Here is a 21,383-nt window from a genome sequence, read left to right as displayed (position 1 = left end):
TATGAATTGATGATAACTTCGCAGTAAATTAGAAAATGGACGCTTGCTAGCTCTTCCATGCATTCCTATTCTCGACTGATAGAAAGTATGTGAGACCGACGATGACGACAGCAAGAAAACAACAAGTTTCTGTAGATGCCACACCCTATTACCACTGTGTTTCACGGTGTGTCAGACGCAGTTTCTTATGCGGTGTAGATCCACTCACCGAAAAAAATTTCGAGCATCGTCGTGAATGGATAAAACAAAAACTGTATTCGCTTTCTCAGATCTACTGCATAGATATTTGTGCCTATGCCATCATGAGTAATCACTATCACTTAGTCGTCCATATCAATCGGGAAAATGCCCTTTCTCTATCAGATCACGACGTTGTTCGACGCTGGCAAAAAGAGCATAAACTACCTAGTCTTGTGTCAAACTGGTTGGCTGGCCAATTAACTAGTGAGACGCAAAAGGCAGCATGCGCATCTATCATCAATTCTTGGCGTTCACGCTTATGGAGTCTTAGTTGGTTCATGAGAGAGTTGAATTTTTATATCTCTTGTAAGGCAAATCAAGAAGATGAATGCAAAGGACATTTTTGGGAAAGCCGATTCAAAAGCCAAGCTTTACTAGATGAGCAGGCTTTAGTTGCGGCAATGACTTATGTTGACTTAAATCCGTTAAGAGCGGGAACCGCAAAAACACCTGAAGAATCCGAATTCACTTCTATACGAGCAAGACTAGAAGCACTAAAGAACCATCAAGTTACCGCACCTTGCCTACATCCCTTCGTAGGAAATTCAAGCGAAATAAATTGTGATGGGATTCCGTTTCGACTCTTAGATTATATCGAATTAGTTGACTGGACAGCCCGGCAATACCGTAGCAATAAAGCTTGTTTGGATTCGACTACGCCACCAATATTACAAAGACTTAATATTAATCAAACCGTGTGGCTTAAGGTCTGTCGCGAGCTAGGGAAAGATCGCCATACCGTGATAAGTAGTACTGATAACCTGCATTCAGTAAGGCGACTATTAAATAAGACAAGGATTCACCGGCTTCAATTAACTTGCTAACATAACTTTTAACCTACTTCGAACGACCAGTTCAAAATAGTAAGAAACCTCTACCCTCTATTGATCGTTTAACCACGAAATAACACTCGACTCCATTTTTGTATCTCTATTCTGTGTGATCAACTCTACAATCACGCTAGCCATCCAAAAATTCCAAGGTCAAACACGTTTTTCTTCTAGCCTCTCTTAACGAGACTGTCCTTATTAAGTACAACAACGATTAGATTCAGATGCTTAAGTCTTGTTTTAATGTGCCTGTCCCGATAAACATCGTTGTTTAAAGTGACTGTCCCTATTAAACACTATTAAACAACTAAACCGTCATCTCCATCATCACAGCATCGTCACCATAACTAGCACAAAGTTCACTATTTTTAGCGACAAATCCTAGCGTTGCCCAGTAACTATCAGCCCCTTGTACTGCAACGAGGTTGATTTTCTTCATACCTAGCTTCTCTGTTAGCGTAAAAACTTGCTTAATCAGCAATCGTCCCACGCCTTTACCTTGCGCTCTTGCGCTAACAGCCATGTCATGAATAAAAAACTGATGCCTTCCATTCGCTACGGTTAATGGCTCAAATAACTTTGGCGGGGTTGAGCAATCCCAAGGATGAGACAGTAGGTAACCAGCGATATCACCTTCTGATGTTTCACAGACAAAACAGCTGGTTGGTGACACTATGCTTTTACTTTTCAGCACCTCTAACTCTTCAAGCACAGCATCATGATATACCTCTGCCTGAATTTTAAGTATTGAGTCCCAATCAGACTCTAACACTGCCCTAACCTTCACACTCCACCTCAATAAAACGTAGCATTTTAGGTATCACACATTTAAATTTACGTGAAACCATCATTTCAATACAAATACCATCTTTATTAAGGTAATTTACAACTAAAGCAACTCGATAAAGTCAATATTGAGATCTTAGGTATCTTTTGATTACACCGATACCATGATTGAAAAACTAACCAAAGTGCTCATCTTTGCGCGTATCTAACCACAAGTCATAGTTTTTCATTACTTTTGAAAACTCAGGGCTTTGAATATAACCATTCAACCAAGCCCGTAAGCGAGGATAAGGACGATTGCGAAACCACTGCTTATCAATTCGAGCATATTTGCGCAAAAATGGTACTAACGCGATATCCACGAGGCTCTCTTGATTGGAGAACAAAAAGGCATGTTTGACTAATCGTGACTCCAACTTTTCGAGTTCTATTTCGCAGTGATGACGTAAATCTGATTGGTTGTTTTCATGGTAGCGTTTGGCACAAGCGAACGCATTAAGAGCGGGGACAAACTTACGTTCAAACTCATCGATAATTGCCAGCATTGCAGGTAACGATTCTACATTGCCGCTTTGCAGCAGATGACTAGGATCATTATGAGATAGCGCCCAAAGCATAATATCCAAGCTTTCTTCCAGCACCCGATATGGAGTGTGTAAATTGTTTGTCTCTACTGTATTTTGCGGCACAAGCAAAACTGGCACACTCCCCTTTGGTGATGCCTTTAACATTTCCGATGGTTTGTTGTTAAGTTTGATTGAGCGAATAAGTACGGTCTGCTTCGCTTTGACTAACGCGAAACGAGCCCTGATGGCATAAGGGCAATTGTGCAACGAATAGAGAATGGGGGACAACTTTCACTCCTCAGCAGGTTTCATCCATCAATTGCCCTGAAAAGCAATACCTTAAAGCGTCTGTCCCTCTAATGGAACAGTTCCTGCCTTGACAATGCCGACACCGTCTTACCACTTCATAATGCCTAAAGTGACTTGAACACCACCAACAACGGTTGAACCACCATAGTCTTTGGTTAATCGTAACAACGTGTCATGAAAGCCCAAATTAGGAAACGCGCGTTCAACTTGCTCAATATTCTCTTTACTCATTCCTTTGCGCACCGTTCCTTTTGTTGCATCAATCCAATCCGCCTTGCGGCACGCTTCAATGACTTTTTGATGTGGTCCCTTATAAGCAGAAATTTTATGGTGCCAATGAATCGCGCCGCGCAAAGCATCAGGATCTAAGCCCCACTCATGTTGTGCATTATCAGACAGCGCCAATAACTCGGAAGGTTCAAGGTAAGCTAACTCTTGGTCAGTCCACAAGCCAATATCATGATAAACAAAAGCGGTCTCGACTAACTGTTCATACTGCTCATCATTATCTAGAAAATGCATTGCGTAAGTAATCGTCCGGTAGACATGATTACGATAGCCTGGGTAGTCATCACCCATAAGATCTTTGAACTTGGTAAACAAAAGCTCAACGCGCGGTCTTTCAAGTTTGATCTCTATATGCGGTCTTAATTGCTGTGGCATCGCATCACCTCTTATTGTTTCTGGCGCACATCCACCCACCATCAAGCGCGCATCTTTAGTATCTATAATTCATCAATAAAGATAGCAGAGTCTCTATTAGCGAGGAGGATGCGAGAACAATATTGCTAAGCTAGAGAATCTTCGCTTATTAAGACTGTCCTCATAACGTCGATGAGGGGATCCGTCAGCGTCTCGCTAATGATGTCTGTCCCGACAAGAAAATTGTGCTGTTTTTAAACTAAAGATGGTGATGATTTAATTGACTGATTTCACGGACAGAAATGCCGACTGCGACCGAAAATGACAAATATGACATTTAGTAGACAAATTGTTTGTTGTCTTTCTTATCAATCAGGATTAAATTTCGATCCTCTTATCATTTTGAACATACCGTCCGTGCTGCGTTTTCGTCCTCAACTCGATTTTCCGTTGCTTGCCGCGATCGTATTTTTGATCGCCGCGGGTAGCCTTAGCGTCTGGAGCGCTAGTGGCTTTAGCGAGCCCATTTTACAACGTCACCTTGCCCGTGCAGTGATTGCCATTGGCGCACTGGTGATACTCTCTGCTGTACCAGCTAAAACTCTGCGCAATATCGCCCCACCACTGTTTGGCTTAGCGGTTACCTTACTACTTGCAGTGGTTATTGCAGGTGATGCGACCAATGGTTCAAAACGCTGGCTTGCTCTGGGACCCATTCGTTTCCAACCATCAGAGTTGGTTAAAGTTGCGGTTCCAATGATGACGGCGTGGATGATTGCAAAAGATCCTGGCGTGCCTTCATTTAGTAAGATCCTATCATGTCTCGCTCTGACGGCGATTCCGGCAGCATTGATTGTGGTTCAGCCTGACTTGGATGGCGCGATCTTTACTGTAATCTACTCGCTATTTGTACTGTTTCTTGGCGGCATGAGTTGGAAGATCATCGGCTCGGTTATCGGCATCGTTGCCACTGCGATACCGATTCTTTGGATGTTCTTTATGGAAGAGTATCAAAAGATGCGCGTAACTCAGTTCCTCAATCCAGAGTCAGACCCATTGGGGGCAGGCTACCAAATCATTCAGTCTTTGGTGGCAATAGGCTCAGGGGGCATTCGCGGTAAAGGCTATATGATGGCGACTCAGGGGCAACTGGGCTTTATTCCAGAAAGCCATACTGACTTTATCTTCTCTACCTTTGCTGAAGAATGGGGCTATATGGGCAGTGTCGCCTTGATTGCCACATACCTGTTTATTGCGGCACGGACGTTATGGCTCGCGAGTCAAAGTGATTCGGCATACTCTCGTCTGGTTATCGGCGCACTGTCACTGAGCTTTATGCTCTACGCCTTTATCAATATGGGCATGGTGAGTGGTATCTTGCCTGTAATGGGTAGCCCGCTGCCATTTATCAGTTATGGCGGTACAGCAATGATCACGCAAGGCGCTTGTTTCGGTATCATCATGGCGCTCGCGCCAAGAAGGCGAAAAGCGGGTACCCCATTCTCTGCGATGGGGCATGCACACTAACTGCTTTGAAGCCAACAAACGTAAAAACCGAGAGACAGAGCTCCTGCTTCTCGGTTTTTTTATGTCAGCTACTGAGCTCAGTAATCTAACGTTCCCCGAATTGGATAGTGATTATTTGGATCTCGAATCCAAGCCAAACCACGAGTGAGAGCGCCGAGCTCTGGTCTTACAAACGGGTTGTTGGAAATATCGACCACATGCAAATCGCCTTGCTCGTTGACGATAAATAGCCCTGGCTCAGCAAAATTATGATCTGTCTCTTGCTCTGAGCGAGGAATAGAAATGTACAAACCTAACAATTGCATTTGTGATTGGGTTAAACCAAACGCGATTGGGAACGAAATGTCTAGCTTCTCCAGGTGCTCGGTTAATTGCTGTTTTGAATCCGCGCTCACTGCAATAATCCCCACACCAGCATCAGCAAACGCTTGTTTGTAACTTTCTAGTTCATTGAGATATTTAGTGCACAGTGGGCAATGTTTCCCACGGTAAACGAAAACGGCTTGCCAACTCATCCCTTCCTGCGGCTTTCCCAGTACAACCGTCGTATTATTCAATAGAGTCGCGCTTACATTTGGAAACGCATCTCCAGCCTTCAACTTCACTGAATGTGCCATTGCTCTCTCCTTGCAGAACCTTAGCAAAGTTAAGCACAAACAAAGTTGAATACAAGTGGGGTGAATAACCTATATGCTCATCATTCACGCAGGCTCATAACAGAAAATTATAAAAATAATAATTTTTGATAATTTTTATTTGTTCGCCAATCGCCCTATCCTAAGTCCAGATTCAATTTCCTGCACTAGCTGTTCAAGGCTAGGAAAAATGAAAATAACGGGGGCAAGATGAAATTTCTTCACACCATGATCCGAGTAGCAGACCTAGATAAATCTATCGAGTTCTACACCAAAGTGCTCGGTATGAGCGTACTGGACCGTTTTGAGAACCCTGAATACCGCTACACACTTGTGTTTGTTGGCGATCCAGAACAACCAGATGGCGCGGCAATCGAACTGACCCACAACTGGGATACCGACAGCTATGAGCTAGGCAACGCCTTTGGTCATTTAGCGTTAGGCAGTGAAGATATTTATGCCGCTTGCGACAAAATCAAAGCCCTTGGTGGCAATGTCAGCCGTGAACCGGGTCCAATGAAAGGCGGCAGCACGCATATCGCTTTTGTTAAAGACCCTGATGGTTACCAAATCGAACTTATTCAAACCAGCAAGTAAGAGGTATTATCGATGCAAAACGCAATGTTTAACACTATTCAACTTGGTGAACTTACTCTCGCTAACCGTATTGTTATGCCACCAATGACACGCTCACGTGCCAGCCAACCTGGTAACGTCGCAAATCAGATGATGGCAGACTACTATGCACAACGCGCAAGCGCTGGTTTGATTGTCGCGGAAGGCACCCAAATCTCAGCAATGGGTCAAGGTTATGCTTGGACTCCAGGCATCTACAGCCAAGAGCAGATTGCTGGCTGGAAGTTAGTCACTGATGCTGTGCATGCCAAAGGCGGCGCAATCTTCGCTCAACTTTGGCACGTAGGTCGCGTGACTCACCCTGATAATATCGGTGGTATGCAGCCAATTTCGTCTTCAGCGTTAAAAGCAGAAAACGTAAAAGTCTTTATCGACAACGGCACAGATGAACCAGGTTTTGTGGATGTGGTTGAGCCACGTGAGATGACCAAAGAGGACATCGAGCAAGTGGTAGCGGAATATCGTCAAGCCGCGCTGAATGCGATTGAAGCGGGATTTGATGGCATCGAGTTACACGCAGCAAACGGCTATCTAATCAACCAATTTATTGATTCTGAAGCGAACAACCGCACTGATGAATACGGCGGTAGCATTGAAAACCGCTTACGCTTTCTAGGCGAAGTGGTAGAAGCAATGACGGATGCGATCGGCGCAAACCGAGTTGGTGTTCGTCTTGCACCATTTACTTCGCTTAACGGCACCGTCGATAAAACGCCGGTTGAAACCTATACCGCAGCAGCAGCGCTACTTAACAAGCTTAACGTGGTTTATATGCACATTGCTGAAGTGGATTGGGACGATGCACCTGATACTCCAGCGGAATTTAAACGTGCAGTACGTGACGCTTACCAAGGTGTCATCATCTATGCTGGTCGCTATGACACAGAGAAAGCTGCGAAAGCACTGGAAGATGGTTTAGCGGATATGATCGGTTTCGGTCGTCCATTTATCGCCAACCCAGATCTGCCAAACCGTATTCAAAATGGCTATCCATTAGCAGCGCACGATCCTGCGACGCTATTTGGCGGTAATGAAAAAGGTCTGCTTGATTATCCAGAATATCAAGCAAGCTAACCCTATTGGCTTAAGTAACTAGAGTGTACGCTCTGCTACCTAAGCTCAATAACTCAAGAGGCTAACACTCCCCCCAGTGTTAGCCTTTTGTTTTACTTGCTGGCAGCAACAAAAAATCAACAACTGACTATTTATCCCCCTTCTAGCCATATCCAACAACTTAGTTAATCGGCTAAAATTTCTTCATAACAAGTTGATCTTGCTTCATTTTCAGCAAAAATAATTTTCATCATTTTCATTCTGTCAAGGTGCTTTCGTAAAACATATTGCATCAAGATCTCATTATTATATGGCAATCACGCCATTTCTCCGTTTTTTGTAGGAATCATCTGTCTTGCTCGCATTTCGTGCTTTCTGTCTAATGCCATACATGCAGTGGATTATTTGTTAAATAAATTAACAAATATCTATTTTAATCATCTATTTAAGAACATTAGATACAATGAAAAAAAGCACACTAACTCTAATGCCGACCGTTCTAGCGCTTGCTATCGGTATGGCATTACCAGCCGCTCAAGCTGCGGTAAGCACTGACGCAAACATCGTAGGCTCTGAAAGCCAATGGTGGAACACTTACAAAGTCACTCTAACCAATGACGGTACGAAGCCAGTTGAACTGCGCGGCGCTAAAGTTGTGTTTAAATCAAACATCTCAATGTCAACGCCATCTTGGTCTGCGCAAGGTATCAGCTACCCAGGCATGAAATTCAGCAGCAATGCTCAAGGTGACACATTTAACAACACACTAGCTCTATCATTCGATACAGGTAGTTGGATCAAATCTCAGCTGCAAGCTGGTGACAAAATTGAACTAACACTTGGTGTTAGTGGTGTGCTTGATCTCGCTCTACTTCAAGACACTGTTCGCCTAATCGCAGATGACGCGGAAGTGGGTGAACCAGAGATCTCTATCCAACTGGCTTCTCCAGTCAATGGCGCTGAGTTCACAGAAGGTCAAAACGTTGCAATGCGTGCTAATGTAACGGCAACCAATACTGAAGTGAAAACTGTAAAATTCTTCGTTGATGGCACACAAGTTTCAAGCCTAACGCAAGCCCCTTTCCAAGCGAACTGGAAAGCGGTAGGCGAAGGTGTTCACACTATTAAAGCAATCGTTGAAGATGAGTCAGGTCTAACTCAAGAGCAAGCCGTTAGCATTACTGTAAAAGCCGATGAAGTTGAGCCACCAGTTGTACCTGAAGTGCACGAGCTAACCTTCATGGCACCAACTCAAGGTCAAACTGTGACTGTGGGTGAAGCGACAGCAATCAAGGCTCGCGTAGATGGCGAACTTATCACTAAACTTGAGTTCTGGGCGAACGATCGCAAGCTAGGTCAGCGTGTTATTAACCCTGAGCAAACTGTTTACACTCAAACTTGGACACCAAGTGAAGTGGGTAATGCGAACCTTAAGATTGTGGTTCTTGATAAAGACAACCAAATCGTTAAGCAAAATGCACTTACTGTTGTGGTTGAAGAAGAAGAGAGCTTTGTTGCACCAGAAGTACGCTTCCTAGCGCCAGCAACTGGCTCAAAGTTTGAAACGGAAGAAACAATCTCTATCTCGGTAAGCGCGACTGATGCAGACCAAGATCTATCTCAAGTGGTAGTAAAAGCGAACAACCAAGAGATCTGTAACTTCGATGCCAACACCACGCAAAGCTTCAAGTGTGATTGGCAGCCAACTCAAGCGGGCAGTGTGACGCTAAAAGCGATTGCGACCGACGCACAAAACCTATCGGCAACGTCTCAAATTCGCATTACTGTTGAAGAAACAGCTGTTGAGCCGCCACCAGTAACACCACCAGGTGGACTGTGTGCCGACTTCAACGTTTACCCAGATTGGACTCGTGGTGACCACGCAACTGGCGGCGACATCATGGTACACAAGAACATCGCTTACTCAGCGATCTACTGGACCAAATCGATTCCAGGTAGCGATGACTCATGGTCGCTACACCTAAACTGTGACGGCACAGAACCAGGTACTGCGCCACTACTATCACTACCAAACCCAATGGACCCAGTACGTCTAGAAGTGGCAGGTTGGCCGAATACGTTTGTTGTGGCTAGCCCATCGACAAATGCACCGGCGACAACAACTATCGCAGCAGCAAACAGCGATGCACTGGCTGATACTGACCAACTGACTCGCGCGTTTGTGACCATCATTGAGCAAGCTGAACTGGCAGGCACTTCATCTATCATCCTAAGCAGTGATGTACTGGATGTTGCAACGCTAGATAAAGGCGCATCATTTGGCAGCGTAGCGGTTAAGCAAGCACTAACAAATGCTATGGATATCACTGGCAGCCAACTTGATATCGACGCTATCAATGCACTGTCTGACGATCTAAAAGGCTGGGCGCAAGCGCATAACCTAATCATCAGCACTATCGCACCTGAAGCAAGCTTTGGTTGGTCACTAAACATTGGTGACTTCGCATACGATACGCACTCTGGTCGTCAATCAGTATGGGATGAAGCGTCAGTATTTAGCGCAGACCTACTAGCAACACTTGAACTATACAAAGCCGACGCTGCAAACAAAGCGGACTTCGTGGTCTTCACTAAGTCAGCATCAACAGCTGCACTAACAAGTGACCAATGGCACAACGCGCTTGAGTACGTGAAGCAAGTTTCTGACTACGTGAAAACGCCAGCAATGCTAGCAAATATCCCTACTGACCAAGCATCTGGTTACTTTATGGGTGATTCTGCGGGCAAACCACAGCTACGTAAAGCGGCGTTCAGCAACGTATTTGCACTAACGTTTGACCAAGACAGCCAAGCGCTAACGGCGAAAATTGAAGCTTACCAAGGCGCGAAAGTACCACTTTACTACGTAGGTGAAGAGCTAGAGAAAGGTTCGCTAACTCGCATCGAAGCGCTAAACCAACAGTTAGCCGATGCTGAACATGCAATGGACAACGAAGCGTTCCTATACGAAACACCGCAGTCACAGTGGATTCCATCAACTGTGTACAAGTGGAACGACTTCCTAGACGGCTTGAATGCGATGCACAACATCGGTGTTGCTGGCAACAAGTTCTGGCTAATGAACGACGAAGCGGACGATGCAACCAACATCACTTACGCTAAAGTCGCGATTGCAGCCTTCCTTGCGCAAAGTATGCAAGAAACTATCCGTTACAACGCATGTGATGAGAACAACTGGTCTGAAACTAAGTACGGTGCACCAGCGGATTACCCAATGACTGCGAGCTGTGGTCAGCTTGGTCAAAAATACGCTGACTACGGTGTTAACCCAGTATCTGGCTTAGACCATGCTTACTCTTGTCCACGTGACAACAAGATGGAAGTGAGCGCGCTTACTCACGCTAAGTGGTATGGTGCACCAGCGCCAGTATTCGCAGCACCTGATGCTGTACTAGAAGAGCGTGGTCTACTGGTTAACGGTGCAGCTGGTCGTTGGACTAACAACGGTCACTGTAACGATGTACCAGAGCAAGTTGATACTTCTAAGCAAGTTTGGGAACGTGATAACTGTAAGATTTACGTTGGTCAAAAAGCAGGTAGCTTCATTTGGGATGGCAGCAGTGAAGAGAGCGTTGAAGGCTGTGGCTGGTGGGGTCGTGGTGTAATCCAGACAACAGGTCGTCAAAACTTCGGTACGCTAAACCACTACCTAGGTCGTTCACACGTTGATCCTGAAACTATCGGTAAGACAATTGACGGTGTAACCGTTGAAGCGCCACCAGCGAACCCGCTGTACGCTGAACTTGATTTCTGTTCAAACCCAGGTTTGATCTGTAGCTCAGAAGAGAACAAAGAGATCAAGTGGATTGCAGGTCTATTCTACTGGGTAACGTCAGTACAGGCTTACAATGACGAAGGTGGTCAATACGCAGATTGGAACTACTACAACGAACTTAAGAAATACGTTGATAGCGGTCTGCAAGGCTCTCAGTTCATCGATGACGTATCAGGCATCGTAAACCGTGGCTGTCCTGACCTAACCTGTACCACTGGTGATGTTCACAACGTAAAAGAGCGTCGTGAGAACTTCAAGCTGGTACTACAGAAACTTGGTCTTGACCCAAAATAATCACGCTTAATTAAGTGTTTAGAGCCCGGCAAACATGCCGGGCTCTTTTTATATTTTCTCCTGAAATCTGGCTTAACTTGAACCTTGGTTAGCTACAATTCTGTTTTGCTACAATCAGGCTTGGCACCATTATTTTCTTCTTGCCTATTCCCTCTTTCTTTTGGCTTTCACAAATGAATTAACAAACAGAAATGCTCATTTTAGATAATTTAAAATTGTAATTGAGCCTTTCTGTCACTTAAAATCTCACAAAAGCAACTATCATTGTGTCTATCAGCTCAATAGAGGAAAGCACAATGAAACGTACAATTATCACGGCAGCACTACTTCTAGCATCATTTACTAGCTCAGCGATGACGCTAACCAGTCAAGATATTCAAGAAGGTTCTCGTATGGCAGATACCTACGCCTTTAACGGATTTGGTTGTAGTGGTGATAACTTGTCACCTCAACTGAGCTGGAACGATGTTCCTGCAGGTACCAAAAGTTTTGCGATTACCGCCTATGATCCTGACGCACCAACAGGCAGCGGCTGGTGGCACTGGGTAGCGCTAGATATTCCAGCCTCGGTTAAATCGATTGAACAAGGTGCATCAAGCAAAGACCTGAAAGCGCAACAGATGAAAAATGACTATGGCGTAACAGGTTTTGGCGGCGTATGCCCACCAAAAGGTGATGGTATGCATCGCTACCAATTTACAGTATGGGCAATGCCAACAGAAAAACTTGAGATCCCTCAAGGCGCATCAAACGCTTTAATTGGTTTTATGCTTAACGCTAACGCCCTTGATAAAGCCACTCTCACTGCAACGTATGTTAACGAGTAACACCAACGACTAGATAGCAGAGGTAAACATGAATAAACCGTTAGTCCATACCGTCCACTATCGCGGTAAACGCGAGCAACCACTCAACAACGTGTTTATTCATGCGCCTACTATTATTTGGGTCGACCAGGGCTTTAAACAGCTCTGGTGGCACGAACAAAGCCTAGAGTTCAATCGTGCCAACTGGATCTTAGTGCCTGCTGGGCAATACCTCACCTTCGTCAATACGCCAGAACAAAAGCTGTTTCACTCGCGCGCAATAGCACTCAATCTAGCGCCACCAGCTGAGTGGCTAGACCCAGAACAACCCGTAACCGCCAATAGTTTTCCGCAAATTGCGACAACGCCACCACTCGAATATTGCTTTGATTTGGTCAGTGAAATGGGCAATAAAGGATTGTCTTATCAAACTCAAAAGCAATTGTTACTCGGCTTCTACGCTGAGTTACGTGAGATGGGGGCGCTAAACAAGCTGTTTCCCAATAACCAACAGATGGTACGCGATAAGCTCGCTAACTATTTGAGCTCTGCCCCGGGGGACGACCACCGCATTGAAGTTGCCGCGAGTTACCTTGCCATGAGCCGAGCGACATTGACGCGAAAACTCAATGCTGAAGGCTCTAGCTTTCGTGAGGTGTTGGCTCAAATTCGCATGAATCACGCAATCAACCTACTGCAAAAAAACTACAGCCAAATGGAGACTGCCCTTGCCTGCGGTTATCAATCCGAATCGCGTTTTAGCCAGCGATTTAAACAGCAGTTTGGTCTGACGCCTCATCAATATCAGTTAACTTTATAGCTGGCTAATTTAAATCTAATACCCTAGGTGACTTTCAGTTAGAATGACTAAAGCCACCTCAGCATAGGGTCTGCACTTGATCACCAATAAAAAACTCACTTTCGCCAGCGCCAATTTGTTTAATTTTATTGCGCCACCGAATGCGTTTTATGACTTTGAAAACATCTATGACTCTGACGCATGGAATGCCAAATGTCAGTGGACTAGAAATCAGTTGTTAACGCTTGATGCCGACATTATCGGCTTGCAAGAAGTGTTTAGTATCGAGGAAGCTAGAAACTTGTTTGCTCAAATGGGCTACCCCTATGTTGCTACGGTCGACACCCCACACGTTGAGAGCGACTATATCTACTCGCAACCGGTCGTCGCACTCGCCAGCAGATACCCGATACATCATTTACAAGCGGTTACGCCCCCGGTTTCAATTGGTGAAGGCTACTCAGCAGTGGTGCCAAATTTCAGCCGTAGCCCAATCTTTGCCATCGTTGAAGTACCCGATATTGGTGAAGTTGCCGTATATGTGTGCCACTTGAAATCGCAACGTGCCACAGAAAGTGTGTCAGAAGAGCACACTCATCAGTTAGTTGGGCAATGGCTCTCTAGCCAGCAGCGAGGCTGGGAAGCGCTGATGCTGCGCGTATTCATTGAACAGCAATACCAACGCAAGCCTATGCCGACTGTACTCATGGGCGATATGAATCAAACGCTGACCAGCAATATTACTGGGCTACTTGTGCAACAAACTGTGTCATCTAACACTTTCTCGCTGCAAGATAGTTGGGATATCTACGCGCAATCCAATCCTGAGCAACAACGCCAAGCGACCCACTACCATTTTGCCCAAGGCAATATCCTGGACTACATTCTTCTATCACCAGAATTTCAGCCAGACTCCCCCTACTCACTCGCGGATGTCACTGACTATCAAGTTATTGATAAACATCTAATCAATCCGAGCTTTGAACAGGATAAACAAGCCAGTGATCATGCATTTATCGCCGTTACGGTTCAATTCGTACTCTAAAACTTCGCTTGGGCAACCAAATGTAGTGCTTTGTTTTTAAGATCAAAACTGCCTTGAGCAATCGCGACACTTGCATCCGAATATGTCAGTTTGGCTTCAACAGAAAAGGCGACATGTTCTAAAGCAAACATTTCTCTCTCAATGGCAACTTGTGCGCTGTAACCCGACAAATCGTAACCGCCATGAGTACGTTTGCCATCGATAATCACATCGGGATGAACAATAACGCCACCGACACCTAATCGAGCAATCCATTTTGGTGCAATCTGATCGATGAAGTTAAAGTAAACTAAATTATAGCCATCCGTGACTTTAAGCCGGGTGACTTGCGGATGAGGATCACTATCCAAATCGGCATAAACTTTATGGTGAATAAACTCAAACTCGAAGCCCATATCGCTCTCTTGCATAAACCGACCAATCTTAATTAGATAGTAGGGTGGCGATTGAAACGGCTTAGTGTCAAAACTAACATCACCTAATAAAATATCTTCCCCGTCATTCATCTTGATCACCAAACGCTCGCTTTGACTATACGCAACACCTGTACCTATCGAGATAGTCCAGTCTGATGCATACGCCGCAACAGTATTAGTCATCAACAGCAGTAGAGCTATTAACCCTCTAGTCATATCGCTACCTAATTGATTCGATTAGTTTCAATATAGGACTAATTTTGCTACTTTTCCTGAATAGCCGATGACTACTCTGCTATTTCCTATTCTCTCTGAACAATCATCCAACTGATTGACTTATCAACAAATGCTGACATAAGTGTCATCCGTTAGTGATAAAATCAACTGCCATACTCAAACGCAGCGGAGGTCTCTCATGAATAGCTCCACATCACTACAAGCACTTTTAGTTGAAGACAATTTTGAGCTTGCCGAAATATTGGTGGAACATTTCGAGCTAGAAGGCATTCAATGCAACCATGTATCCAATGGCGTCGCAGCACTCGAACTCGTTGCGAATAGCTATCATGATGTGATCATCTTAGATATTAACCTGCCAAGAATGTCTGGGCTGGAGGTTTGCAAATCGATTCGTGAGTCAGGATCAGAAGTTCCAATCATCATGATGACCGCTCGAGACTCATTACAAGATAAACTGAACGGCTTCGATTCAGGAGCTGACGATTATCTGACCAAACCCTTTGCGTTTGAGGAACTGATTGCTCGCGTGAAAGTGCTCTCAAGACGCCGCAGCGGCGAAGTCAGTATATTTAAAGTCAAAGACTTAGAACTAAATATCAAAAGAAGAACTGCACTGCGTGCTGGGCAGGAAATTAAGCTTTCACCCACTGGATATAAAATCTTGGAGATACTGATTCGAGAAACACCAAATCCAATCAGCCGTGAAAGCCTAATACAAAAAGTTTGGGGAGATGAACAACCTGATTCCAATAGCCTCAAAGTACACATGTTTAAATTACGCAAAGCAATTGATGACCTTCATGAGGATAAATTACTACATACTATTAAGAACTTCGGCTTTGTGCTTCGCTAGCTAACACTGACCTATCGAATACACAGCATAGCTTTGCTTTCAAATAGGAGGTCTGACTATGACTAATGTACGTGACCTTGAGAAAAGTTGATCATCATGACACCTACCACAACCAATGCAATACCGCCCCAAACCATTGGCTCAAGGTGCTGACGATAGACAAAAGTCGAAATCAAGCTGACCGCAACAATGGCTAACCCCGCCCACAAAGAATGAACCACACCGACAGCCATACCTTTCATCGCTTGGCTTAAAAATAGAAATGCGGCTAGATGCCCGACGATGACAAACATCGCAGGGAGAGGTTTTGACAAACTAAAGCCATCCGTAGCTTTCAGTGCCACATGAGAAAGCGCTTCGGACAACACGGCAAAAATAATAAAAAGCCAACTCATTAAAATGTTCCTACTCATTAAAAATCATGGGAAAAGTGGGACGACTCTTTCGAGCTAAAAGATTAAAGTAATAAAAACTAGCAGTGCGATAAAAATGAAAAGGTCGAGAGAAACAGTTAAACCTCGACCTTATTCATTGATAACCTGAACCTTAATGAAAAGGCTCAGAGATACTTACTTATCCATATGCAGCACAGTACGGATAGACTCACCTTTGTGCATCAATTCAAATGCTTCATTTACGTCTTGTAGACCCATGGTGTGAGTGATGAACTCTTGCAAACCAAACTCACCCGCCATGTAACGTTCTACGATTTCTGGTAGCTCAGAGCGACCTTTAACACCACCAAATGCACTACCACGCCATACGCGACCAGTAACAAGTTGGAATGGGCGTGTAGAGATCTCTTGACCTGCACCAGCAACACCGATGATCACTGATTCGCCCCAACCTTTGTGACAGCACTCTAATGCTTGACGCATCACGTTAACGTTACCTATACATTCAAATGAATAATCCACACCACCGTCAGTCATCTCAACGATCACATCTTGGATTGGTTTGTCGAATTTCATTGGGTTGATGCAATCTGTCGCGCCAAGTTGTTTTGCTAACTCAAACTTGCTCTCATTGATATCGACACCGATGATGCGGCTTGCGCCAGCCATACGAGCACCGATGATCGCTGATAGACCGATACCGCCTAAGCCGAATACCGCAACGTTGTCGCCTTTTTCTACTTTAGCTGTGTTTAGTACCGCGCCCATACCTGTGGTTACGCCACAACCTAATAGACAAACTTCTTCAAGTGGCGCTTCTTTGTTTACTTTCGCCAATGAAATTTCTGGCAGTACTGTATACTCAGAGAAAGTTGAACAACCCATGTAGTGGAAGATAGTTTCGCCGTTGATTGAAAAGCGGCTAGTACCATCAGGCATTAGACCTTTACCTTGCGTCTCACGAACGGCTTGGCATAGGTTAGTTTTACCCGACTTGCAGTACTTACATTCACCACACTCAGCCGTGTAAAGAGGGATTACGTGGTCGCCAACTTCAACGCTAGTTACGCCTTCACCAACCATTTCTACGATACCGCCACCTTCGTGACCAAGAATTGAAGGGAAGATACCTTCTGGATCGTCACCTGAAAGCGTGAATGCATCAGTGTGACATACACCTGTTGCAACGATGCGAACTAGTACTTCGCCTGCTTTTGGCAGTTGGACATCCACTTCTTCCATTTTTAAAGGTTCGCCAGCTGCCCAAGCAACCATCGCTTTTGATTTGATGTGAGTTTGACCTGGTTTAATTTCAAGCGCCATAGCATTTTCCCTCAAAGGTCTTAAGTGAGACCGTTATAGATATAAATGAGTTAGAAAGAGCGTGGGCAACTATTTGCCTTCGCTGTTTCGGTATGGGCTCAGTATAGATGTTTACGTATTTTTGATAATCCCAGCAAAGTGAAAATGATTATTACAAATAGGTAATAATACCCATATTCAAATCCGTTGATCTGGTTGCCAAATAGAAGGCTTATCATGAATAAAAAAGCTTAACTCTAATTACTTAAAGTTAAGCTATTTATGAGACAAGCTGGTTCGGTGCTCACGATAAAGAAAGAGCACTAACCAAAAGTAACCGTCACTTCTCGACCCTTCGCTTCGATGGTTTCCTGATATTTCCAGTGGTACTTAGTGCAGATTTTTTTAACCAGCATTACACCCAAACCAAAACCACTACTGTCACTCTGAAAATCATCCAAGTGTTCAAAGTTGCTCACCTCGATACAAGAGCCCGTTTGAATAACTTTCACTTGACCATTCGAAGTGTGTTGAAAGGCATTACGAACCAAATTAGTTATCACTATTTTGCACATCTCCGAAAAGTGTGTGCTTTCTGAATCATCAACGCAAACTTCCACCGTCACTTGCTTACCATCAAGTAGATAGCGCTGTTCATTGATCACCTGCTTAACCAATGTACCCAAAAAGACACTCTCACGTTGATGCTCCAGATTATGGTCTCGCTGCAACCACAATAAACTTTCACAGAGATTCGACATCGCGACACTATTGTTGTGAATATGCCTTAAATTCTTCAACACTCGCTCTTTTGGTCGATCATTGATGATCATTTTTTCCAATAATTCGGAGCTAGAACGCATCACAGCAATAGGTGTTCTCAGCTCGTGACTGGCATAACGAATAAAATCTTTCTCACTATCGAGTGTTTTCTTTACCGTATTAAGAGATGAGCTAATCACTCTTGCGGTGACATTAAGTTCGGAAAACTTAAAGTCAGGCACCTGTGAAAAATCATTTTTCTCGCGCAGATTCACCGCCCACTCTTTTAGCTCTTCGACTGGCGTCGTGATTTTTTTCACTATCCGATACACGGCAATCAAACAAAGGAGCAGCACACATACAACAAAGGCAGCGATGTCACCTTGATGAGGCATCACATTGATATCAATGCTGTCTGTGTATTCATCAAATGCGGCTTCATTTAGCTTAAGAGCAACGTATTTGTTGCCCTTATCAGTTTGGCATTTTAGTAGAAAGTAGGTGTATTCTCGTCCGCGATCCGCATCTACCGTTTCCACACGCTTGACCAATTGATTAGCAACTAATTCATCACGACTGTAGATGCGTTGGAAAGAGCGAGGTAAATCATGCCAATCAGCCGCAATCGTAAACGGAGGCACAATGACAGGATGATCTTTCACTGGCTCCTCCGTCTCAGCTTTTATTAGCATCAATGAGCGTGTCACCAAGTCTACACCGACATAGAGGTTATACGAGCTATAAATACCCGAGCCAATCGCCACCAGCAGACCTAACGAGATACCTACTGAAGCGATATAAACCCTTAAACTCTCTCTAATTTTCAATTCTAATTGACCCTAAGCCTAAAATTGTCGCGCACATTAGCACTCACTGTAATCGGTCACAAATTTACTGCGCCCCGTATCGCTTTTGTTGGATGGAATATATTGAATACGGCAGCCAAACTCGTCTATCTCACGTTCGTTGGCATCCAATTCAGAAAATATGTAGAAACCTCCCGCGTGGTCACCGATTAAATTTAAAGAATGTTCGGCGATAAACTCGTCATTAAGTTTGTACACATCTAAATCAACCAGTTGCTTTAGTTGAGAAATAATCGCTTCATCCGTAATTGTAAAAAACGGATGGTCATCTTCATTGGTCACGCGGATTTCGACACCATTGACGACCATACAACGCATCTCGTGGTGATATTGGCAAGGAACAAATTTGGTTGAAGGCAGTTCCACACGAGCAGCAAATAATTCAAATGACGCACTAAGGGCTGCTTTGGTTCCTTCTAAAGCGGCGATGCGCGCTTCAGTTTTATAGCTTAAAAATCGAGGGGCTGCGACCAAGGCTAGAATAGATAAAATTACAATCACAACAATCAGTTCAATAAGTGTGAAGCCTTTATTTTTCATTTAAACTCCGAATACAAACGTAGGAAATCCCCGAGCAATTCGCTCGGTTAGAAAACAACTGGGAAATAAATAGCGCCAAGTGAGTGAACCTTGGCGTTCAGGATCAGTTAAGCAAGCCGCGCTTTATCTGACTCTTATGTGTGTACATGGCGCGATCTGCCTCTTCAATCGCCTGTTCGATACCTTGCTCAGTCACAACAGCCGTACCGTAAGCAAAAGAAAGTTGATAACCGCGAGCAGCAAATTCTTGTGTCATTTGCTGGTTAAGTAGAATCAATCGCTTTTCAATATCTCGTTGAACAGCATGATCAAAAATCACCACAAACTCATCACCACCATAACGAATCACCACATCTTTCTCTCTTAACGAGCCTTTAAGCTGTGCTGAAAATTCCATCAAACATTGATCGCCAACTTTATGACCAAATCGATCATTAATGGCTTTAAAACCATTCATATCAAGAAAAGCAACTGTACGACCTTGATAAGAATCTAAGTGATATTTTAGAAATGAACGGGTGTAACAATGGGTTAATTCATCACGACTGACATCCATCAAACCAGAATCACTTGGACAAATACTGGTGATGACAAACTTGTTGTCGTTATAGACCATTTTCTCGCGAATCGTCTCATACCCCACACCATCAAAGAACTCCGTGTCTTTGTGAAACATTAGAGAGTCGTCTTCAAGTACGATTTGGTCTTTCTTTAAACATATTTCGTACGCAGCATTTTCAGCGATGATGTCTTGTGGCGCAGTGCCCACTATCGAAGCGCCAACGAGCTCTTGGTGAGCAAGGTTGTCATAAACAGCGACGCCATCTTGATTACGCATAATAACCAGTTTTTCGGTTGCATCGATCAATGACATCACGCCGTTACCAATCACAGAAGCACTATTGAAGTAGATATTGCGCAGATTGCTTAGGGTCTTTTTAACGTCTTGGTTATAGACCAATCCTAAAACATCGTGCTGCTTAATAAAGTCATTCACTTGTGGACTTTCTAGCTCTTCAATCTCATTCTCAACCAAGAAGTTGTACAACTTAAAATCTAGGTCCAAACCCAGATTTAGCGGTGTATCGATTAACTCCTGATAAGACGGTGCTTTAAGGCAATCCAACTTCGCGATAGATGCTAGCTCCATCGGTTGATAAAAATAAAAACCTTGGATAATCGGGTCATCAACAATTAACTCTATCAACTCTTTTTGACGACGATTCTCTACCCCTTCAAAGACAATATTGTGCGTGCAAAGGGTTTTAATCTTTGAGCACAAAAACAGCAGATGTTTAAATTTTATGTAGTTTGTATCAATATCACGAATAAGAGAGCGGTCAAACTTCACCTCTGAAGCGCCAATGCTTAACGCAAGATCTGCTCGCGCGAAATCTTTACCAAAATCATCGACTGAAACCTTGATGCCATGCCATTTAAGTTGGCTAATGTTGTTAACCAGATGCTGACTAATCTCAATATGCTGATATTCAACCAACTCAAAGGTAATATTTTGATGCGCCGCGCACTCGATTGCTTTTTCGATGAAATATTCGTCTTCAAGGCTTAAAGGATGAATATTGATCGATACGGGCAAGTCGAGTGCAAACTGCTGACGATCAGCTAAGCAACGCTCTAAAACAGCGAGATCGAGCGCAATGGTATTCTCTATAGCTGCCAAATACTGATTGAGAGGGATCTGACTATCTGTTGGTCGCAATAGTGCCTCTAATGCAACAACGTGCTCGCCTTTAATTTTTGGCTGATAAAGTAGGTGAAAACCTGACATGAATATACCTTGGCTTATATTATTTTTATTTGCAGTAACTCATAAAATAAAATTACTGAATAAATACAAGGCCTCTACTCAACGCCACGCTCCAGTGGTGTGTTAAAATCCATCTTAAAGTCAAAAACTTTAAGAGGCGCTGTGATTTGTCGCATATACTAGCAATGCCAAGGTTAACGCTGAGTTAACGTCCCTTTCAACTTTGAATCGATTTTTTTGTCGTAACGATAATCCAACCTTCTTTAAATAAGCGATT

Annotated in this window: 19 protein-coding genes; 9 read left to right on the top strand and 10 right to left on the bottom strand. The window is 44.0% G+C overall.

From position 1 onward, the window contains the following. Positions 1–101: 101 nt before the first annotated feature. Complete coding sequence (locus tag GZN30_RS15945) at positions 102–1,064, top strand: transposase (protein WP_139312214.1); 963 nt, start codon at positions 102–104, stop codon at positions 1,062–1,064. A 313-nt stretch (positions 1,065–1,377) separates the two neighbouring features. Here the strand turns inward: GZN30_RS15945 and GZN30_RS15940 are convergent, their stop codons facing one another. The 3 genes from GZN30_RS15940 to GZN30_RS15930 all read right to left on the bottom strand — a co-directional run bounded on the left by GZN30_RS15940 (position 1,378) and on the right by GZN30_RS15930 (position 3,394). Beyond that, the gene (locus GZN30_RS15940; RefSeq protein WP_232060513.1) at positions 1,378–1,842 is read right to left on the bottom strand and encodes a GNAT family N-acetyltransferase; all 465 of its coding nucleotides are present in this window, start codon (positions 1,840–1,842) and stop codon (positions 1,378–1,380) included. A 190-nt stretch (positions 1,843–2,032) separates the two neighbouring features. After that, positions 2,033–2,710, bottom strand: coding sequence for a glutathione S-transferase (locus GZN30_RS15935; RefSeq protein ID WP_075648557.1), 678 nt, complete (start codon positions 2,708–2,710; stop codon positions 2,033–2,035). 108 nt (positions 2,711–2,818) lie between these two features. After that, positions 2,819–3,394 carry a phosphohydrolase gene (locus tag GZN30_RS15930; protein ID WP_075648582.1) on the bottom strand — a complete coding sequence of 192 codons (576 nt, stop codon included), beginning with the start codon at positions 3,392–3,394 and terminating at the stop codon, positions 2,819–2,821. 396 nt (positions 3,395–3,790) lie between these two features. Here GZN30_RS15930 and rodA point away from each other — a divergent pair, with 396 nt between their 5' ends. Continuing rightward, a complete protein-coding gene (rodA, locus tag GZN30_RS15925; protein WP_075648556.1) occupies positions 3,791–4,900 on the top strand; it encodes a rod shape-determining protein RodA in 1,110 nt (369 codons plus the stop codon). 77 nt (positions 4,901–4,977) lie between these two features. Here the strand turns inward: rodA and GZN30_RS15920 are convergent, their stop codons facing one another. Beyond that, positions 4,978–5,517, bottom strand: coding sequence for a redoxin domain-containing protein (locus GZN30_RS15920; RefSeq protein ID WP_075648555.1), 540 nt, complete (start codon positions 5,515–5,517; stop codon positions 4,978–4,980). Between the two features lie 228 nt (positions 5,518–5,745). On the opposite strand from GZN30_RS15920, the gene gloA reads away from it, so the two are divergent. From gloA to GZN30_RS15890, 6 genes are all read left to right on the top strand, one after another. Beyond that, a complete protein-coding gene (gene gloA, locus GZN30_RS15915; protein WP_075648554.1) occupies positions 5,746–6,132 on the top strand; it encodes a lactoylglutathione lyase in 387 nt (128 codons plus the stop codon). A gap of 12 nt (positions 6,133–6,144) precedes the next feature. Continuing rightward, on the top strand, positions 6,145–7,245 hold the full coding sequence (locus GZN30_RS15910; protein ID WP_075648553.1) for an alkene reductase: 1,101 nt from the start codon (positions 6,145–6,147) through the stop codon (positions 7,243–7,245). A 442-nt stretch (positions 7,246–7,687) separates the two neighbouring features. Continuing rightward, positions 7,688–11,314, top strand: coding sequence for an Ig-like domain-containing protein (locus tag GZN30_RS15905; protein ID WP_075648552.1), 3,627 nt, complete (start codon positions 7,688–7,690; stop codon positions 11,312–11,314). A gap of 296 nt (positions 11,315–11,610) precedes the next feature. Beyond that, on the top strand, positions 11,611–12,141 hold the full coding sequence (locus GZN30_RS15900; RefSeq protein WP_075648551.1) for a YbhB/YbcL family Raf kinase inhibitor-like protein: 531 nt from the start codon (positions 11,611–11,613) through the stop codon (positions 12,139–12,141). Between the two features lie 28 nt (positions 12,142–12,169). Continuing rightward, positions 12,170–12,940 (top strand): helix-turn-helix transcriptional regulator, encoded by a 771-nt coding sequence (locus GZN30_RS15895; protein WP_075648550.1) that lies wholly within the window; start codon positions 12,170–12,172, stop codon positions 12,938–12,940. A 76-nt stretch (positions 12,941–13,016) separates the two neighbouring features. Beyond that, entirely contained in the window at positions 13,017–13,964 is a 948-nt protein-coding gene (locus tag GZN30_RS15890; protein WP_075648549.1) for an endonuclease/exonuclease/phosphatase family protein, read from the top strand. On the opposite strand, the gene GZN30_RS15885 is transcribed toward GZN30_RS15890, so the two are convergent. Beyond that, positions 13,961–14,596 carry a hypothetical protein gene (locus tag GZN30_RS15885; RefSeq protein WP_075648548.1) on the bottom strand — a complete coding sequence of 212 codons (636 nt, stop codon included), beginning with the start codon at positions 14,594–14,596 and terminating at the stop codon, positions 13,961–13,963. The genes GZN30_RS15890 and GZN30_RS15885 overlap by 4 nt on opposite strands. A gap of 199 nt (positions 14,597–14,795) precedes the next feature. Between GZN30_RS15885 and GZN30_RS15880 the strand changes: the two genes are divergently transcribed. Further along, the gene (locus GZN30_RS15880) at positions 14,796–15,473 is read left to right on the top strand and encodes a response regulator transcription factor (protein ID WP_075648547.1); all 678 of its coding nucleotides are present in this window, start codon (positions 14,796–14,798) and stop codon (positions 15,471–15,473) included. 62 nt (positions 15,474–15,535) lie between these two features. Here GZN30_RS15880 and GZN30_RS15875 read toward each other — a convergent pair whose 3' ends face one another. From GZN30_RS15875 to GZN30_RS15855, 5 genes are all read right to left on the bottom strand, one after another. Next, complete coding sequence (locus GZN30_RS15875; protein ID WP_075648546.1) at positions 15,536–15,868, bottom strand: DMT family transporter; 333 nt, start codon at positions 15,866–15,868, stop codon at positions 15,536–15,538. A gap of 174 nt (positions 15,869–16,042) precedes the next feature. Next, a complete protein-coding gene (locus tag GZN30_RS15870) occupies positions 16,043–17,191 on the bottom strand; it encodes an S-(hydroxymethyl)glutathione dehydrogenase/class III alcohol dehydrogenase (protein ID WP_075648545.1) in 1,149 nt (382 codons plus the stop codon). Between the two features lie 302 nt (positions 17,192–17,493). Further along, the gene (locus tag GZN30_RS15865; RefSeq protein ID WP_075648544.1) at positions 17,494–18,759 is read right to left on the bottom strand and encodes a sensor histidine kinase; all 1,266 of its coding nucleotides are present in this window, start codon (positions 18,757–18,759) and stop codon (positions 17,494–17,496) included. Positions 18,760–18,795: 36 nt separating this feature from the next. Beyond that, positions 18,796–19,338, bottom strand: a complete 543-nt coding sequence (locus GZN30_RS21460) for a type II secretion system protein (protein WP_075648543.1) — start codon at positions 19,336–19,338, stop codon at positions 18,796–18,798. 103 nt (positions 19,339–19,441) lie between these two features. Then, positions 19,442–21,127 (bottom strand): GGDEF domain-containing protein, encoded by a 1,686-nt coding sequence (locus GZN30_RS15855; protein WP_083627140.1) that lies wholly within the window; start codon positions 21,125–21,127, stop codon positions 19,442–19,444. Positions 21,128–21,383: the final 256 nt, after the last annotated feature.

This window comes from Vibrio ponticus, from assembly GCF_009938225.1.
In the GTDB taxonomy this organism is placed as follows: Bacteria; Pseudomonadota; Gammaproteobacteria; order Enterobacterales; family Vibrionaceae; genus Vibrio; species Vibrio ponticus.
This window is presented reverse-complemented; position numbering and strand designations above follow the sequence as displayed.

What these genes read in the sequence shown, in the direction of transcription:
- GZN30_RS15885 (WP_075648548.1), bottom strand. Translation starts at nt 14,596, where the DNA reads ATGACTAGAGGGTTAATAGCTCTACTGCTGTTGATGACTAATACTGTT.
- GZN30_RS15910 (WP_075648553.1), top strand. Translation starts at nt 6,145, where the DNA reads ATGCAAAACGCAATGTTTAACACTATTCAACTTGGTGAACTTACTCTC.
- GZN30_RS15900 (WP_075648551.1), top strand. Translation starts at nt 11,611, where the DNA reads ATGAAACGTACAATTATCACGGCAGCACTACTTCTAGCATCATTTACT.
- GZN30_RS15930 (WP_075648582.1), bottom strand. Translation starts at nt 3,394, where the DNA reads ATGCCACAGCAATTAAGACCGCATATAGAGATCAAACTTGAAAGACCG.
- GZN30_RS15855 (WP_083627140.1), bottom strand. Translation starts at nt 21,127, where the DNA reads ATGTCAGGTTTTCACCTACTTTATCAGCCAAAAATTAAAGGCGAGCAC.
- GZN30_RS15870 (WP_075648545.1), bottom strand. Translation starts at nt 17,191, where the DNA reads ATGGCGCTTGAAATTAAACCAGGTCAAACTCACATCAAATCAAAAGCG.
- GZN30_RS21460 (WP_075648543.1), bottom strand. Translation starts at nt 19,338, where the DNA reads ATGAAAAATAAAGGCTTCACACTTATTGAACTGATTGTTGTGATTGTA.
- GZN30_RS15905 (WP_075648552.1), top strand. Translation starts at nt 7,688, where the DNA reads ATGAAAAAAAGCACACTAACTCTAATGCCGACCGTTCTAGCGCTTGCT.
- GZN30_RS15880 (WP_075648547.1), top strand. Translation starts at nt 14,796, where the DNA reads ATGAATAGCTCCACATCACTACAAGCACTTTTAGTTGAAGACAATTTT.
- GZN30_RS15875 (WP_075648546.1), bottom strand. Translation starts at nt 15,868, where the DNA reads ATGAGTTGGCTTTTTATTATTTTTGCCGTGTTGTCCGAAGCGCTTTCT.
- GZN30_RS15895 (WP_075648550.1), top strand. Translation starts at nt 12,170, where the DNA reads ATGAATAAACCGTTAGTCCATACCGTCCACTATCGCGGTAAACGCGAG.
- GZN30_RS15920 (WP_075648555.1), bottom strand. Translation starts at nt 5,517, where the DNA reads ATGGCACATTCAGTGAAGTTGAAGGCTGGAGATGCGTTTCCAAATGTA.
- gloA (WP_075648554.1), top strand. Translation starts at nt 5,746, where the DNA reads ATGAAATTTCTTCACACCATGATCCGAGTAGCAGACCTAGATAAATCT.
- GZN30_RS15945 (WP_139312214.1), top strand. Translation starts at nt 102, where the DNA reads ATGACGACAGCAAGAAAACAACAAGTTTCTGTAGATGCCACACCCTAT.